Origin of the sequence: Streptomyces coeruleofuscus, from assembly GCF_039532725.1 — a bacterium.
In the GTDB taxonomy this organism is placed as follows: domain Bacteria; phylum Actinomycetota; class Actinomycetes; order Streptomycetales; family Streptomycetaceae; genus Streptomyces; species Streptomyces coeruleofuscus.
Genome location: NZ_BAAASE010000004.1, coordinates 43,322 through 55,702, shown reverse-complemented (window position 1 = coordinate 55,702; position 12,381 = coordinate 43,322). Strand labels below are relative to the sequence as shown.

At 66.5% G+C, this 12,381-nt stretch carries 16 protein-coding genes and 2 pseudogenes; 3 read left to right on the top strand and 15 right to left on the bottom strand.

Features of this window, described 5'->3' with window-relative positions; all coding sequences use genetic code 11:
- Nucleotides 1–236 precede the first annotated feature (236 nt).
- From ABFX81_RS15620 to ABFX81_RS15570, 11 genes and pseudogenes are all read right to left on the bottom strand, one after another.
- Nucleotides 237–1,211: an SUKH-3 domain-containing protein gene (locus ABFX81_RS15620; protein ID WP_086842636.1), complete on the bottom strand. Its 975-nt coding sequence runs from the start codon at nucleotides 1,209–1,211 to the stop codon at nucleotides 237–239.
- 102 nt (nucleotides 1,212–1,313) lie between these two features.
- A complete protein-coding gene (locus ABFX81_RS15615; protein WP_346138387.1) occupies nucleotides 1,314–1,694 on the bottom strand; it encodes a hypothetical protein in 381 nt (126 codons plus the stop codon).
- Nucleotides 1,695–1,812: 118 nt separating this feature from the next.
- Nucleotides 1,813–2,052: pseudogene (locus tag ABFX81_RS15610) on the bottom strand (hypothetical protein); the annotation flags it as partial.
- 100 nt (nucleotides 2,053–2,152) lie between these two features.
- Nucleotides 2,153–2,620 (bottom strand): hypothetical protein, encoded by a 468-nt coding sequence (locus tag ABFX81_RS15605; RefSeq protein WP_086842638.1) that lies wholly within the window; start codon nucleotides 2,618–2,620, stop codon nucleotides 2,153–2,155.
- Between the two features lie 11 nt (nucleotides 2,621–2,631).
- A complete protein-coding gene (locus ABFX81_RS15600) occupies nucleotides 2,632–3,063 on the bottom strand; it encodes an SMI1/KNR4 family protein (protein WP_086842692.1) in 432 nt (143 codons plus the stop codon).
- A gap of 27 nt (nucleotides 3,064–3,090) precedes the next feature.
- Nucleotides 3,091–3,624: a hypothetical protein gene (locus ABFX81_RS15595; RefSeq protein ID WP_346138212.1), complete on the bottom strand. Its 534-nt coding sequence runs from the start codon at nucleotides 3,622–3,624 to the stop codon at nucleotides 3,091–3,093.
- Nucleotides 3,599–3,775: a hypothetical protein gene (locus tag ABFX81_RS15590; RefSeq protein WP_346138211.1), complete on the bottom strand. Its 177-nt coding sequence runs from the start codon at nucleotides 3,773–3,775 to the stop codon at nucleotides 3,599–3,601. Before ABFX81_RS15590 ends, ABFX81_RS15595 begins: the two co-directional genes overlap by 26 nt.
- Nucleotides 3,772–4,419: a hypothetical protein gene (locus ABFX81_RS15585; RefSeq protein WP_086842642.1), complete on the bottom strand. Its 648-nt coding sequence runs from the start codon at nucleotides 4,417–4,419 to the stop codon at nucleotides 3,772–3,774. The genes ABFX81_RS15590 and ABFX81_RS15585 overlap by 4 nt, the downstream gene beginning before the upstream one ends.
- 70 nt (nucleotides 4,420–4,489) lie before the next feature.
- On the bottom strand, nucleotides 4,490–4,999 hold the full coding sequence (locus tag ABFX81_RS15580; RefSeq protein WP_346138210.1) for a hypothetical protein: 510 nt from the start codon (nucleotides 4,997–4,999) through the stop codon (nucleotides 4,490–4,492).
- 114 nt (nucleotides 5,000–5,113) lie between these two features.
- On the bottom strand, nucleotides 5,114–5,320 hold the full coding sequence (locus tag ABFX81_RS15575; RefSeq protein WP_086842644.1) for a DUF397 domain-containing protein: 207 nt from the start codon (nucleotides 5,318–5,320) through the stop codon (nucleotides 5,114–5,116).
- Nucleotides 5,317–6,195 (bottom strand): Scr1 family TA system antitoxin-like transcriptional regulator, encoded by an 879-nt coding sequence (locus ABFX81_RS15570; protein WP_086842646.1) that lies wholly within the window; start codon nucleotides 6,193–6,195, stop codon nucleotides 5,317–5,319. Before ABFX81_RS15570 ends, ABFX81_RS15575 begins: the two co-directional genes overlap by 4 nt.
- 152 nt (nucleotides 6,196–6,347) lie before the next feature.
- Between ABFX81_RS15570 and ABFX81_RS15565 the strand changes: the two genes are divergently transcribed.
- The 3 genes and pseudogenes from ABFX81_RS15565 to ABFX81_RS15555 all read left to right on the top strand — a co-directional run bounded on the left by ABFX81_RS15565 (nucleotide 6,348) and on the right by ABFX81_RS15555 (nucleotide 7,810).
- Nucleotides 6,348–6,758 (top strand): ATP-binding protein, encoded by a 411-nt coding sequence (locus tag ABFX81_RS15565; RefSeq protein ID WP_086842648.1) that lies wholly within the window; start codon nucleotides 6,348–6,350, stop codon nucleotides 6,756–6,758.
- A 273-nt stretch (nucleotides 6,759–7,031) separates the two neighbouring features.
- Nucleotides 7,032–7,307 (top strand): annotated as a pseudogene (locus ABFX81_RS15560) (helix-turn-helix domain-containing protein); the annotation flags it as partial.
- Between the two features lie 116 nt (nucleotides 7,308–7,423).
- Nucleotides 7,424–7,810: a phage holin family protein gene (locus ABFX81_RS15555; RefSeq protein WP_346138209.1), complete on the top strand. Its 387-nt coding sequence runs from the start codon at nucleotides 7,424–7,426 to the stop codon at nucleotides 7,808–7,810.
- Nucleotides 7,811–7,908: 98 nt separating this feature from the next.
- Here ABFX81_RS15555 and tuf read toward each other — a convergent pair whose 3' ends face one another.
- The 4 genes from tuf to rpsL form a co-directional block, all read right to left on the bottom strand.
- Entirely contained in the window at nucleotides 7,909–9,102 is a 1,194-nt protein-coding gene (gene tuf, locus ABFX81_RS15550; protein WP_033308978.1) for an elongation factor Tu, read from the bottom strand.
- 156 nt (nucleotides 9,103–9,258) lie between these two features.
- Nucleotides 9,259–11,385, bottom strand: coding sequence for an elongation factor G (gene fusA, locus ABFX81_RS15545; RefSeq protein WP_086842652.1), 2,127 nt, complete (start codon nucleotides 11,383–11,385; stop codon nucleotides 9,259–9,261).
- A 39-nt stretch (nucleotides 11,386–11,424) separates the two neighbouring features.
- Nucleotides 11,425–11,895: a 30S ribosomal protein S7 gene (gene rpsG, locus ABFX81_RS15540; RefSeq protein ID WP_003998848.1), complete on the bottom strand. Its 471-nt coding sequence runs from the start codon at nucleotides 11,893–11,895 to the stop codon at nucleotides 11,425–11,427.
- Nucleotides 11,896–11,897: 2 nt separating this feature from the next.
- On the bottom strand, nucleotides 11,898–12,269 hold the full coding sequence (rpsL, locus tag ABFX81_RS15535) for a 30S ribosomal protein S12 (protein ID WP_003948652.1): 372 nt from the start codon (nucleotides 12,267–12,269) through the stop codon (nucleotides 11,898–11,900).
- Nucleotides 12,270–12,381: the final 112 nt, after the last annotated feature.

Below are 12,381 nucleotides of genomic sequence, written 5' to 3'. Positions count from 1 at the left end.
CACTTCCCGAAAGATTCCCGTACGTCCGCCCCAGCGCTGCCGTGTGGCAGTTAGGACGACGAGTACTGTGGGACTCGCTTTCGGTCCTCCCGGCGGGAGGCGCGCAGCATCAACACTCGACCGAGCAACTCGGACAGTCTGCCATACGGGGCAGGGCGGACGCCAATCGAGCCGGAGAGAATACCCCGGGGGTGACGTAGGTCAAACCGGGGTCCGCACGCTCGTGCCACCGATGATCAATAGGAAGCCGTCGGCCGGATTCTCCTGGTGAGCTTCTGCACTGCCTCGTCGGGGGTGGGGGCCAGGAGCCAGACGTCGTCCATGCCGGCGTAGACCGATCCGTCCTCCGCCATGGCCAGGTGCTGGTTCCCGCGGTCACGCATACCAATGGGATACAGATGGACGCCCGCCCGCTCGGCGAGGTCTTCGATGATCTCCGCGTCCCAGAGGGCGAGCAGCGGGTCGAGCGAGAACTCCAGCCACGGCATCGAGTCCCACGGCTCCCGGTAGGGAGCGCCCACGGCTCCGAACTCCGTCAGGAAGCGCCGTGCCGCGTCGTGGATCTCGAACTCGCCGGTCTGCAGAAGGATGCTCTCCCAGGTCTCCGTGGGAACCGACCGGCCCGGGAACCAGCCGCCCGCCCGCAGCACCCGGTCCGTCTCCTCGGACCAGCGCAGTCCGGCGTCCGGGCCCGTCTCCACCGTGTGGAGCAGCCGCCAGAAGGCGTGCTCGGCCGCCGGCACCCCGGGCGTCCAGAGGGCGGACCGGGCCGCCTGCGCCTCGACCAGGCGGTCCAGCGCCCGGTCGGTGGTCTCAGCCAGCAGTTCCACGCGATCCCTAACGAGGTGGAGCGCCCCGTCCTCGGTGATGCCGAGGAAACCGGCACCTTCGTCGGCCGTCCCGACGGGGTAGAGGGACGCCCCCGCTTCCCGGCTTCCCGCCGCGAACCGCTCGTCCTGCCAACCGGCCTTGAGGGGGTCGAAACGGATGGCCGACGACGTGGTGATCGTGTCGGCGGGCCAGCCGTACGTCACCAGAGCGCCGAATTCGGAGAGGAACCGGCGCGCGGCGTCGTGGGCCACGAAGGACCCACGCTCACGCAGGACCTGCTCCCAGGTGCCCACCGATACCGAACGGCCGGGACGCCAGCCCGCGCGGCGCAGCACCTCTTCCGTCTGTGAGGACCAGCCCCGTGTGCGGCCGTCACGCACAACACAACACCGGCCACGAAGGCGCCCACCGACACGTCGGTGAGCCTCCGTGCCGGTGGCGTTCACCACACCGGTCTCCACCACGCCCCCGAGCCGACAAGATCAGTCGGCCCAGGGAACGCGTACCGGCTTGCGCTTCCACCACTCGCCGAGCTCCGCTTCCGGTTTCTCGTTCGTCGGACGCACCCAAGGGCGGAGCGATCGCTCCGGGTCCGGGACGGTGGCGGCATGAAAACGTGCGTCCAGCCGTGCGAGTAGCTGCCCTAGCGCACCGCCACCCGCCTCCGCGGGCAGTGCGCGCATCACCTCGTCCAGTGCGTCCCTGGAGTCGAGGTCGTTGTCGTACGCACTGATGGGGTAGAAGTCGTCGCTCGACCAGCCCGGCTCCATCCGGCGTACCAGACGTTCCCAGGAGGCGAACCGGTCCGCCACCGAGTACACGGGGGCCGTGATCTTTTCCCGGATGTGGGGTGCGACTCGCAACCTCTCCACCTCCAGCCGCTCCGCATCGCACCGAGCGATCGCTTCCAGGACAGGCTGCGGCAACTCGCCCCACACCGCCTTGCTCTCCGGAGCGCCCCCAGAACACGTCGCGCGGTGGCCGCTCCCTGCCCCGCCGGACATCCGCGAAGTCCTCCTTGAACACATCCGCCGACTTGCCCGCCCACTCAAGAAGCGTGCCCTCCCCCGCCATCCCCTTGACCAGACGCAGCGCCTCGGAGACGTCATCGGCGAAGTCGTGCAACTGCTTCGCAAGCGTGTGCACCCGCTGCGGATCACCAGGCGTCGGATCCTTGTCCAAGTCCAGGACATGCCAGTCCGCAGGCCTGTGCCCCGCCATACCGCAACCCCCGTCACACGCACATCAACGTCAACAACCGTATGCACACGTGAACTTACAAGGCACAACCGTTCGACGGAAAGATCAGCTCGGGGCAGCGTCAGGAACGGCGCCCGCGCCCAGCCCGCCAGGCCTCCCCTACGGCGTCCGCGGACCGCAGCCACCAGCCCTCCACCTTGTTCCGCAACGTCGCATGAACCCACCGCCACTTGAACCACAACGGCAGCTTGCGGAACGGCACGAAGGTCAGCGTGTCGTTGATGGCGTCCTCGGCCAGGCCCTTGGGCCCTTCAACGCGCAACACCGCGTACAACTCCGGCGTCAGCTCCCGGTTGAGTCGCGCTGCGGTACCCACGGCTGTGAAGGCGTACCCCCGCTGCTCGGGGTGCGGCAACTGCGTCGCCCTCACGATCCGAGGCGAGGCCTCCTCCAGTGAACACTGGAGCGCCAACCCGATCGCCGCTGTACCGAGACGACTCTCACCACGCTCCCACGCGGCATCCCACTCGGCGGGGTCGTCGATGCCCAGCAGGCCCTTACCGTTTTCCCAGTCACGATCGGACGCCATGAGCAGTGCCCCTACCGGTGCCAATCCTCGCCGTCGCTCTCCAACGCACTACGCACATAGCGCTCCAGGCTCGGCGCCACGAGGTTTCTACTGTCCGTCTCGTGGTCCCAGACGAACACCTCGTGGCGCTCGGGTCGCCGGACGAAGGCGAACTGGTCTCCCCCGCCGTTGTCTCCGAAGAACATGAGCGAATCGAACTCCATGTACAGGGACTCGTATTGTTGGTCGTGACGAAACGAGAGATTGTCGTCGAGGATCCGCTCGGCAGACCAGATGACGTCGGTGCCGTATTCATCGGTCAGCCCATCGCTCTCCAGAAGAAAGGCGCGGAGGTCACCCGGGAGCGACTGCCCCAGGACCGATTCGATGCGGTCGAGGGTTCCGGGGTCTACGGCGTCACGGACTTCCGCCTTGGGGAAGGCTTCGACGAGCTCGCGCCACATCACATGTACTCCCATGATTCGGTGCCGTCAGCGTTGGTTGGCCGCATGAGAACTCGGTGCCGACGTCCCGTACTCGCGCAGGACGACGACGAGCTGCACCGGTACTTCGGTGTCGTCGTGCTTGACCCCGGCCAGAAGGACCTTGCCGGAGACCCTCCATGCGGCGTGGTCGATGAAATCCCTCCCACCCGTCAGGTCCTCGTCGCACACCTCGAGGCGAGCGCCCAGCACCCCTGACTCGAGCTGGGAGACGACACCTGGGAGTTCGGCGGCAGCGGTGTCGTACAGGTCGTCCAGGTACGTGTCCGGGTCGGGCCACTCATCGGCGACCTCGCGAAACCAGAGGGTGAACTCCACCTCCACAGGCCTGTCGCCCTGGATCCAGGCGCCGGCGTCCTTACGCTTCCACGTGGTCGCCCAATCCTTTGCCGGATTCCTGCGCTCGCCTTCCCAGCCCGACGCGGCGAGAACCTCTTCGACGGCCTGACCAGTGAGCCAGTCGAGGTCGCACAGTCGACTCAGTTCTCCACTTACGTCAACATTTACGGACGTCAATGCCATTCCCAGGGTTGAGAGCGGCATCGACGAACTTGTCCCCGGTGGTGACGGTCAGGTCATCTTGTTCAATCCGCAGCGCCGCCTTGTGTCGATCGAACTCACGGAACTCGAAAACAAAGTGCTCGGCGATCGTCGGCCGGTCCAGGGAGATCAAGCAGTGAAGCGGAACGTCGACGTGATCGCGTCGAAGATGTCGAAGAAGGAGTCCGCGAGGTCGAGGACCTGACTGCTGCCGGCGACCAACGCCACCTTGCCCTCCTGGCCCGGCACGGGAATGTACGTCTGCACCAGCACAGCCCGGATGGTGCGGTTCAGCGCGTCGCCCGGTACGGCGATGTCCTCGATGCCGTACGTCCGCGCCGCCGGACCGACTCCGGGGATGTCGACGGTCGTCACCTTCCGCCAGGAGTCCCCTTCCCGCTTGGCCTCCTTGACCGCAAGCTGACTCGCGATGACGGCCGGGTCGTTCGACAGCGGCTCACCGCGCTCGTTGCGCCCGCCCACCAGGGAGACGGTCACCGAGCCCGTGATCGGCGTGTCCCCGCCGAAGCTCTCCGCCATGCAGCCGCAGTACAGCGCGCCCGACTTCCACGCGTCCGCAGCCGCCTTCCGGAGGAAGTCGACGTACGTGTCGCGGTACTGCTCCAACTCCGGCCGCTGCCGCACCCGTTCGTTCACCATCCGCCGGATCGAGTCGTCCCGCGACTCCGGCCGCACGTCGAACTCCCACCACGACTCCGGCACCTTGATCCGGAAACCGCCCCTCTCGACGGTCAGTGCCTCCATGTAGCGGGCCATGACGCCGGCCTCCCCGTTCGCTCGATCACACGATGACTCGATCACTCGTGCGCTCATCGTGCCACTACTCCTACAGCGTCCAGAACGGTGAGTCCTTCGGTGGCGCAGGGCGTACGGGGTGCGTGCTGAAGTCGATGTCCGCGTCAGCGGTCGGGTCTCCGATCGGCAGGCGGTGCTGGCTGTCCGGGGCGTAGTACACCGCGTAGGCCCAGTACTCGGGCAGTTCATGTCCCATGAGCTGTAGGTCCAGGGCGACCCACTGTCGCGTGCCGTACGCCGCGTTGATCCTGGCGACCGCTTCTGCGCGGGAGATGCCGATGTGTTCCACCAGTACGTCTGTCATCTCGCGGAAGTAGGCGAGCATCTCGTCGTCGAGGGGCAGTACGAACTCCGTGCCCGTCGTGCCGGCCGTGTGGCACGCTCCGAATTCGACGAGCCAGCGCAGGCGCCTGACCTCCGCCACGAGACGCGGCACGGCCTCTCTGGCCATGGCGATGAACGCGGCGTTCTCGGCGATCAGTTCCCGGTGATCGAAGTCGGGATATCGCTCGGCCCGGCCCGCGACCCCGACCAGGTTCATGGCGTGGTCGTCGTCGAGGTTCCTGACGAACCACGGCCCCGGAGTGGCAGCCGCGCACAGTTACTCGATCCCTTCCAGGTCGAGGTCGTCGGAGGCGGGTTCCGAAGGCATGCCCTACGCCTGGACGGAGGCCACGAAGTCCGACCACGCCTTCGGCGTGAGTGCGAGTCGGGGGCCTGTTGCCTGCTTCGAGTCGCGGACGTGAATCACACCCACACTGGTCGCGATCTCGACGCAGGAGTCGCCGTCAGGGCCACTGCTGTAGCTGCTCTTGTACCACGCCAGTTCGGAGGCGTCCCCGATCGAGGGCTTGCGGATCATGTTTCTCCCAGCAGTTGCTCAATGAAGGCCAGCGACTCCCGTGGTGGAAGGGCCTGAGCTCGGATGGTGCCATAGCGCAGTTCGAGGATCCGGATCTGCTTCGGATCAGTGGTCGGTCGCCCATTGAAGGCGCCGTCGGACCGGCCCACCGCAGTACCGTCCCCGAACTTCAGCACCTCGATCCTCCCGTTCAGACCGGGATGGGCCTCGCTGCTCGTCGGCATCACCTGGAGCCTGACGTTACGCAACCGCCCCACCTCCAGCAGGCGCTCAAGCTGCTGACGCCAGACCATTGTGCCCCCAACCGGGCGCCGCAGCGTCGCCTCCTCCTGGACGAAACTGAGCGACGGCGCCGGCGACCGCTCGAACACGGCCTGCCGGGCCATGCGCGCAGCCACCAAACGCTCCACCTCGTCCGGCGAGTACGCGGGCTGCCAAGACTCGAACAGGGCTCGCGCGTGATCGGGGGTCTGCAACAGGCCGTTGATACTGATGCTTTCGTACACCCCGATCTCAACCGCCTGCCCCTCCAACTTCGCCAGCTCTCGCACCTTCTTGGGATACCGGACCCTCTTCACGTCCTCCCACGTCGCCGCGATGAGCCCACCCGCCCCCAGCACCTCATCGGCCCTCACCAGATAGTCCTGCCGAGGAATCCGCTTCCCACCCTCGATCTTGTAGACCATGTCCTCGCCGTACCCCACCGCCGTCCCGAACTCCGCGGCCCGCATCCCCACCGCCTCCCGCCGCAGCTTCAGCTGCCGCCCGACCGTGGCGATGACCGCGACTCCCCACTCGTCGTCCGGGTCCACCTCCCAACCCGGCTCGTCCGCCTCGCTCTTGAGCCGACCCGCGTCCGCCTCGACCGCCGTCATCCCGCACCCTTCCGTCGTACGACCGTGCCCAGCGCCCTACCCGCACGCCCGGCCCCGACAGCCCGGACACGACCGGACAAGCTCCGGACAGTTACCGTACGCACCCGCTGAGTCACTGTTCACAGTAGGCACGGGCCGCCACGCTGAGTGACGTGACGCAGAAATCCCCCGAACTGACCACCGGCATCCGACACTTCAGCATCCAGCTGTCCCCCACCCCACGCGGCGCCCGCCTGGCCCGTCTCCTGGCCACCGAACAACTGCGCTCCTGGGGACTCCGGTTGGACCCGGCGAGGCAGGTCATCGCAGAGCTGTCGGCCAACGCGGCGGAACACGGCCGCATCCCCGGCCGCGACTTCCGCCTGCTCCTCTACGTCGTGGCCGACACCCTCCGCATCGAGGTCACGGACACCCGCGACGACCGGCTGCCGACACCGCAACTGCCCGACCCGGAGTCCGAGTCCGCCCGCGGCCTGCTCCTCGTCGACGCGCTCGCCGACCGCTGGGGCGTCATCCCCGGCCCGCCACCACGCAAGACCGTCTGGGCCGAACTCACCCTCTGACCCTTGAAGCACCGGGTCCCGACACCTCGCGCTCCGGTGCCGCAGGCGGTCTCTTCCAAGGACCATGACGAGGAAGGAACCCCACCAAACCCCACCCCTCCCGCCCAGGCCGCCGCCTCACTCACGCGAGTGAACATCGCCAACTCAGCTGGATTCGGGAGCCGTTGCCTGCCCTACGCTCAGCGCAACACGACCGCAGACATGCGACGGCCCTCGCCGGGACGGCAATCCCAGTGCGAGGGCCTGACCACCGAGGAAGAAAGCCCCTTCCTGATGGATACGCAGAACCCTAGCGCGCCCTCGCACGCCCACGCCCGTGTTGCCGGGAAGAAGCACTCGAACCGGCACCCTCAAGCCGGCCTGGTTCACGACAACACCCGCCACACCACCCGCTTCACGGTGATCGGCAACCGCCTCGCCCAGCACCCGGAGCTGTCGCTGCTCGCGATCGGGCTCGGCGTGCACATCCAGTCGCTCCCGGCGGGCGCCCGAGTCGACATCAAGTCGCTCGCAGCCCGCTTCCCCGAGGGCACGACCCGCATCGCCGCCAATCACGTACCTGGGCTTCTGACCAGCTGGACGAAACGCGTCTCACGATCGTGGCGCCGGAACCCGCACACGCCAGGACCTTGTCGCCAGACATGCCCTAAGTCATGATCCGCCCCATGGACAAGCGAAGACGCGTACTCGGCACCTTTCTCGGGGTCACACTGGCCACCGTGCTCCTCCCCGGCATCAGCACGATCCTCGACTCACCCCCGTGGGAGGTGGTCCTCGCCGGCGCGGTCTTCCTCATCGTGAACCAGCTGATCTACAGCTACCCGAGCGACATCAGGACAGCTCCCCCGGTCCTCCTGCTGATCCTGGGCGTGGTCGGCATCGCTCAGGACACCCTGATCTGGCTGCTGGTGTCCTGGCTCGGCTCCGACATGGAGTACGGCCTTCACGTCGACGGCTTCCTCGCCGCCCTGCTCGGCGGCGTCATCGTGCGGGTGACGGTCCTGGTTCTCCTCGCCCTCGGACCGGCCGAAGCCGCGTCCCAGCCGGCGTAGAGCGGGCGTCGGAAACAGCAGAAGGGCCCGCACGACCGAAGTCGTACGGGCCCCTCCGAGCCACTCAGGTCAGTCGACCCTCAAGTCAGTCCGAAGACTTACTTGTTGATCTTGGTGACCTGGCCGGCGCCCACGGTCCGGCCACCCTCACGGATGGCGAACTTCAGGCCCTCTTCCATGGCGACGGGCTGGATGAGCTCCACCTTCATCTCGGTGTTGTCACCCGGCATGACCATCTCGGTGCCCTCGGGGAGGGTCACGACGCCGGTCACGTCCGTCGTACGGAAGTAGAACTGCGGGCGGTAGTTGTTGAAGAACGGCGTGTGGCGGCCACCCTCGTCCTTGGACAGGATGTAGGCCTGCGCCTCGAACTCGGTGTGCGGGGTGACCGAGCCCGGCTTGATGATGACCTGGCCGCGCTCGACGTCCTCGCGCTTGATGCCACGGAGGAGCAGACCGACGTTCTCACCGGCCTGGCCCTCGTCGAGGAGCTTCCGGAACATCTCGATACCGGTGACCGTGGTGGTGGTCTTCTCGGTCTTGATGCCGATGATGTCGACGGTCTCGTTGACCTTCAGGACACCACGCTCGATACGGCCGGTGACGACCGTACCGCGACCGGTGATCGTGAAGACGTCCTCGATCGGCATGAGGAACGGCTTGTCGACGTCGCGCTCCGGCTCCGGAATCGCGGTGTCGACGGCGTTCATGAGCTCGAGGACGGAGTTGCCCCACTCCTTGTCGCCCTCGAGGGCCTTCAGAGCGGAGACCTTGACGACGGGAACGTCGTCGCCCGGGAACTCGTACTCGGAGAGGAGCTCACGGACCTCGAGCTCGACGAGCTCCAGGATCTCCTCGTCGTCCACCATGTCGGCCTTGTTCAGCGCGACGACGATGTACGGAACGCCGACCTGGCGGGCCAGGAGCACGTGCTCCTTGGTCTGCGGCATCGGGCCGTCGGTGGCGGCGACCACGAGGATGGCGCCGTCCATCTGCGCCGCACCCGTGATCATGTTCTTGATGTAGTCCGCGTGACCGGGGCAGTCGACGTGGGCGTAGTGACGCGTCTCGGTCTGGTACTCGACGTGCGCGATGGAGATGGTGATACCGCGCTGGCGCTCCTCAGGAGCCTTGTCGATCTGGTCGAAGGCCGAGGCCTCGTTCAGGTCCGGGTACGCGTCGTGCAGCACCTTGGTAATGGCGGCCGTGAGGGTCGTCTTACCGTGGTCGATGTGACCGATGGTGCCGATGTTGACGTGCGGCTTAGTCCGCTCGAACTTCGCCTTCGCCACTGGGGTCCTCCTGTGGAGTGGTTCTGGTACGCCTTACTCATCGGCGCCAGGTGATCTTTGCTGGAAAGCCCGGGCCCCGGGGCATTCTCACCATGATTGCGGCGGAATGCCCCTCAAGGCTCCGGAGTCAAGCCTACGGCGTGTAGACGCGGTGCGTTACTCGCCCTTGGCCTTCGCGATGATCTCCTCGGCGACGTTCCTGGGAACCTCGGCGTAGGAGTCGAACTGCATGGAGTAGCTGGCACGGCCGGACGTCTTGCTGCGCAGGTCGCCGACGTAGCCGAACATCTCCGAAAGGGGCACGAGGCCCTTCACGACGCGGGCACCGGCCCGCTCCTCCATGGCCTGGATCTGGCCACGGCGGGAGTTGATGTCACCGACGACCTCGCCCATGTAGTCATCGGGCGTGGTGACCTCTACGGCCATCATCGGCTCGAGCAGCACGGGGCTGGCCTTGCGCGCGGCCTCCTTGAAGGCCTGCGAACCGGCGATCTTGAACGCGAGCTCGGAGGAGTCGACCTCGTGGTAGGCACCGTCGAGCAGCGTCACGCGGACACCGGTCATCTCGTAACCGGCGAGGATGCCGAACTGCATGGCCTCCTGCGCACCGGCGTCCACCGAAGGAATGTACTCCTTCGGCACACGGCCACCGGTCACCTTGTTGACGAACTCGTACGAGGCGTCGCCGCCCTCGATCGGCTCGATCGCGATGATGACGCGGGCGAACTGGCCGGTACCACCCGTCTGCTTCTTGTGGGTGAACTCGACCTTCTCGACGGCCTTGCGAATGGTCTCGCGGTACGCGACCTGCGGCTTGCCGACGTTGGCCTCGACCTTGAACTCACGGCGCATACGGTCGACCAGCACCTCGAGGTGCAGCTCGCCCATACCACCGATGATGGTCTGGCCGGTCTCCTCGTCCGAGTGGACCTGGAAGGACGGGTCCTCCTCGGCCAGGCGCTGGATCGCGACGCCCAGCTTCTCCTGGTCGCCCTTCGACTTGGGCTCGATGGCGACCTGGATGACCGGCGCCGGGAAGTCCATGGACTCCAGGATGACCGGGTTCTTGTCGTCCGACAGCGTCTCACCGGTGGTGGTCTGCTTCAGGCCCATGACGGCGACGATGTCGCCGGCGCCCACCGACTCGATCTCCTCACGCTTGTTCGCGTGCATCCGGTAGATCTTGCCGATGCGCTCCTTCTTGCCCTTCACCGAGTTCAGCACCTGGGTGCCGGAGTGAAGACGGCCGGAGTACACGCGGACGAAGGTGAGCTTGCCGAGGTGCGGGTCGCTCATGATCTTGAACGCGAGCGCGGAGAGGGGCTCCTCGTCCGACGGCTTGCGCGCGACGACCTTCTCCGGGTCCTTGACGTCGTGGCCCTCGATGGCCTCGACGTCGAGCGGAGTGGGCAGGTAGCGCACGACCGCGTCGAGCAGGGGCTGAACGCCCTTGTTCTTGAACGCGGTACCGCAGAACACGGGGGTGACGGTGGTGCCGCCGCCCTTGCCGGACGCGATGGTGATGCGACGGATCGCGGCGTAGAGCTGCTCCACGGTGGGCTCGGTGCCCTCCAGGTACAGCTCCATCAGCTCTTCGTCGTTCTCGGCGACGGCCTCGAGCAGCTTGCCGCGGTACTCCTCGGCAGCCTCGACGTGGGTGTCCGGGATGTCGACGGTGTCGTACATCTCACCCTTGGTCGCCTCGGCCGACCAGACCAGGGCCTTCATCGTCACGAGGTCGATGACGCCCTTGAAGTCCGCCTCGGCACCGATCGGCAGCTGCATGACCAGCGGCTGCGCGCCCAGACGGTCGCTGATCATGTCGACGCAGCGGTGGAACTCGGCACCGGTGCGGTCGAGCTTGTTGACGAAGCAGATCCGCGGAACGCCGTAGCGGTCCGCCTGACGCCACACCGTCTCGGACTGGGGCTCAACGCCGGCGACACCGTCGAACACCGTCACGGCACCGTCGAGCACGCGCAGGGAGCGCTCCACCTCGACGGTGAAGTCGACGTGACCCGGGGTGTCGATGATGTTGATGGTGTAGTCGTTGTCCTCGAGCGGCCAGTGACAGGTGGTGGCAGCAGAGGTGATCGTGATGCCACGCTCCTGCTCCTGCTCCATCCAGTCCATGGTGGCAGCGCCGTCGTGGACCTCACCGATCTTGTAGGAAACGCCGGTGTAGAACAGGATCCGCTCGGTGGTGGTCGTCTTGCCCGCGTCGATGTGGGCCATGATCCCGATGTTGCGGACCTTGGCCAGGTCAAGTGAAGTGGTAGCCATAAGGCTTCAGTCTTCTCTCGGTCTCGATGTGGGTAGCGACTACCAGCGGTAGTGCGCGAAGGCCTTGTTGGACTCGGCCATCTTGTGGGTGTCCTCGCGCTTCTTCACGGCCGCACCGAGCCCGTTGGAGGCGTCGAGAAGCTCGTTGAGGAGACGCTCGGTCATGGTCTTCTCGCGACGGGCGCGGGAGTAACCGACGAGCCAGCGCAGCGCCAGCGTGTTGGCGCGGCCGGGCTTGACCTCGACCGGCACCTGGTAGGTGGCACCACCGACACGGCGGGACTTGACCTCGAGGGTCGGCTTGATGTTCTCGAGAGCGCGCTTCAGCGTGATGACCGGGTCGTTGCCGGTCTTCTCGCGCAGGCCCTCCATGGCGCCGTAGACGATGCGCTCGGCGGTGGAGCGCTTGCCGTTCAGCAGCACCTTGTTGATCAGGGAGGTCACCAGAGGAGAACCGTAGACCGGGTCGATGATGACCGGGCGCTTCGGGGCGGGGCCCTTACGAGGCATTCTTACTTCTCCTTCTTGGCGCCGTAGCGGCTGCGGGCCTGCTTGCGGTTCTTGACACCCTGGGTGTCGAGCGAACCGCGGATGATCTTGTAGCGAACACCCGGCAGGTCCTTCACACGGCCGCCGCGCACGAGCACGATGGAGTGCTCCTGCAGGTTGTGTCCCTCACCCGGAATGTAAGCGGTGACCTCGATCCCGCTGGTCAGACGCACACGCGCGACCTTACGCAGGGCCGAGTTCGGCTTCTTCGGGGTGGTCGTGAACACACGCGTGCAGACGCCGCGGCGCTGAGGGGAACCCTCGAGTGCGGGCGTCTTGTTCTTCTCGACCTTGTCCTGCCGGCCCTTGCGGACCAGCTGCTGGATCGTAGGCACTACTTCTCCGGTTTCTGTGTGCCGATAGGTGAAGCTAACCTGGAACGTCGCCGACCCACGCGGTCGGGTGTGTCGAATCCCGCGAACTCCCGCTGCCAGGCAGAATTAAGCG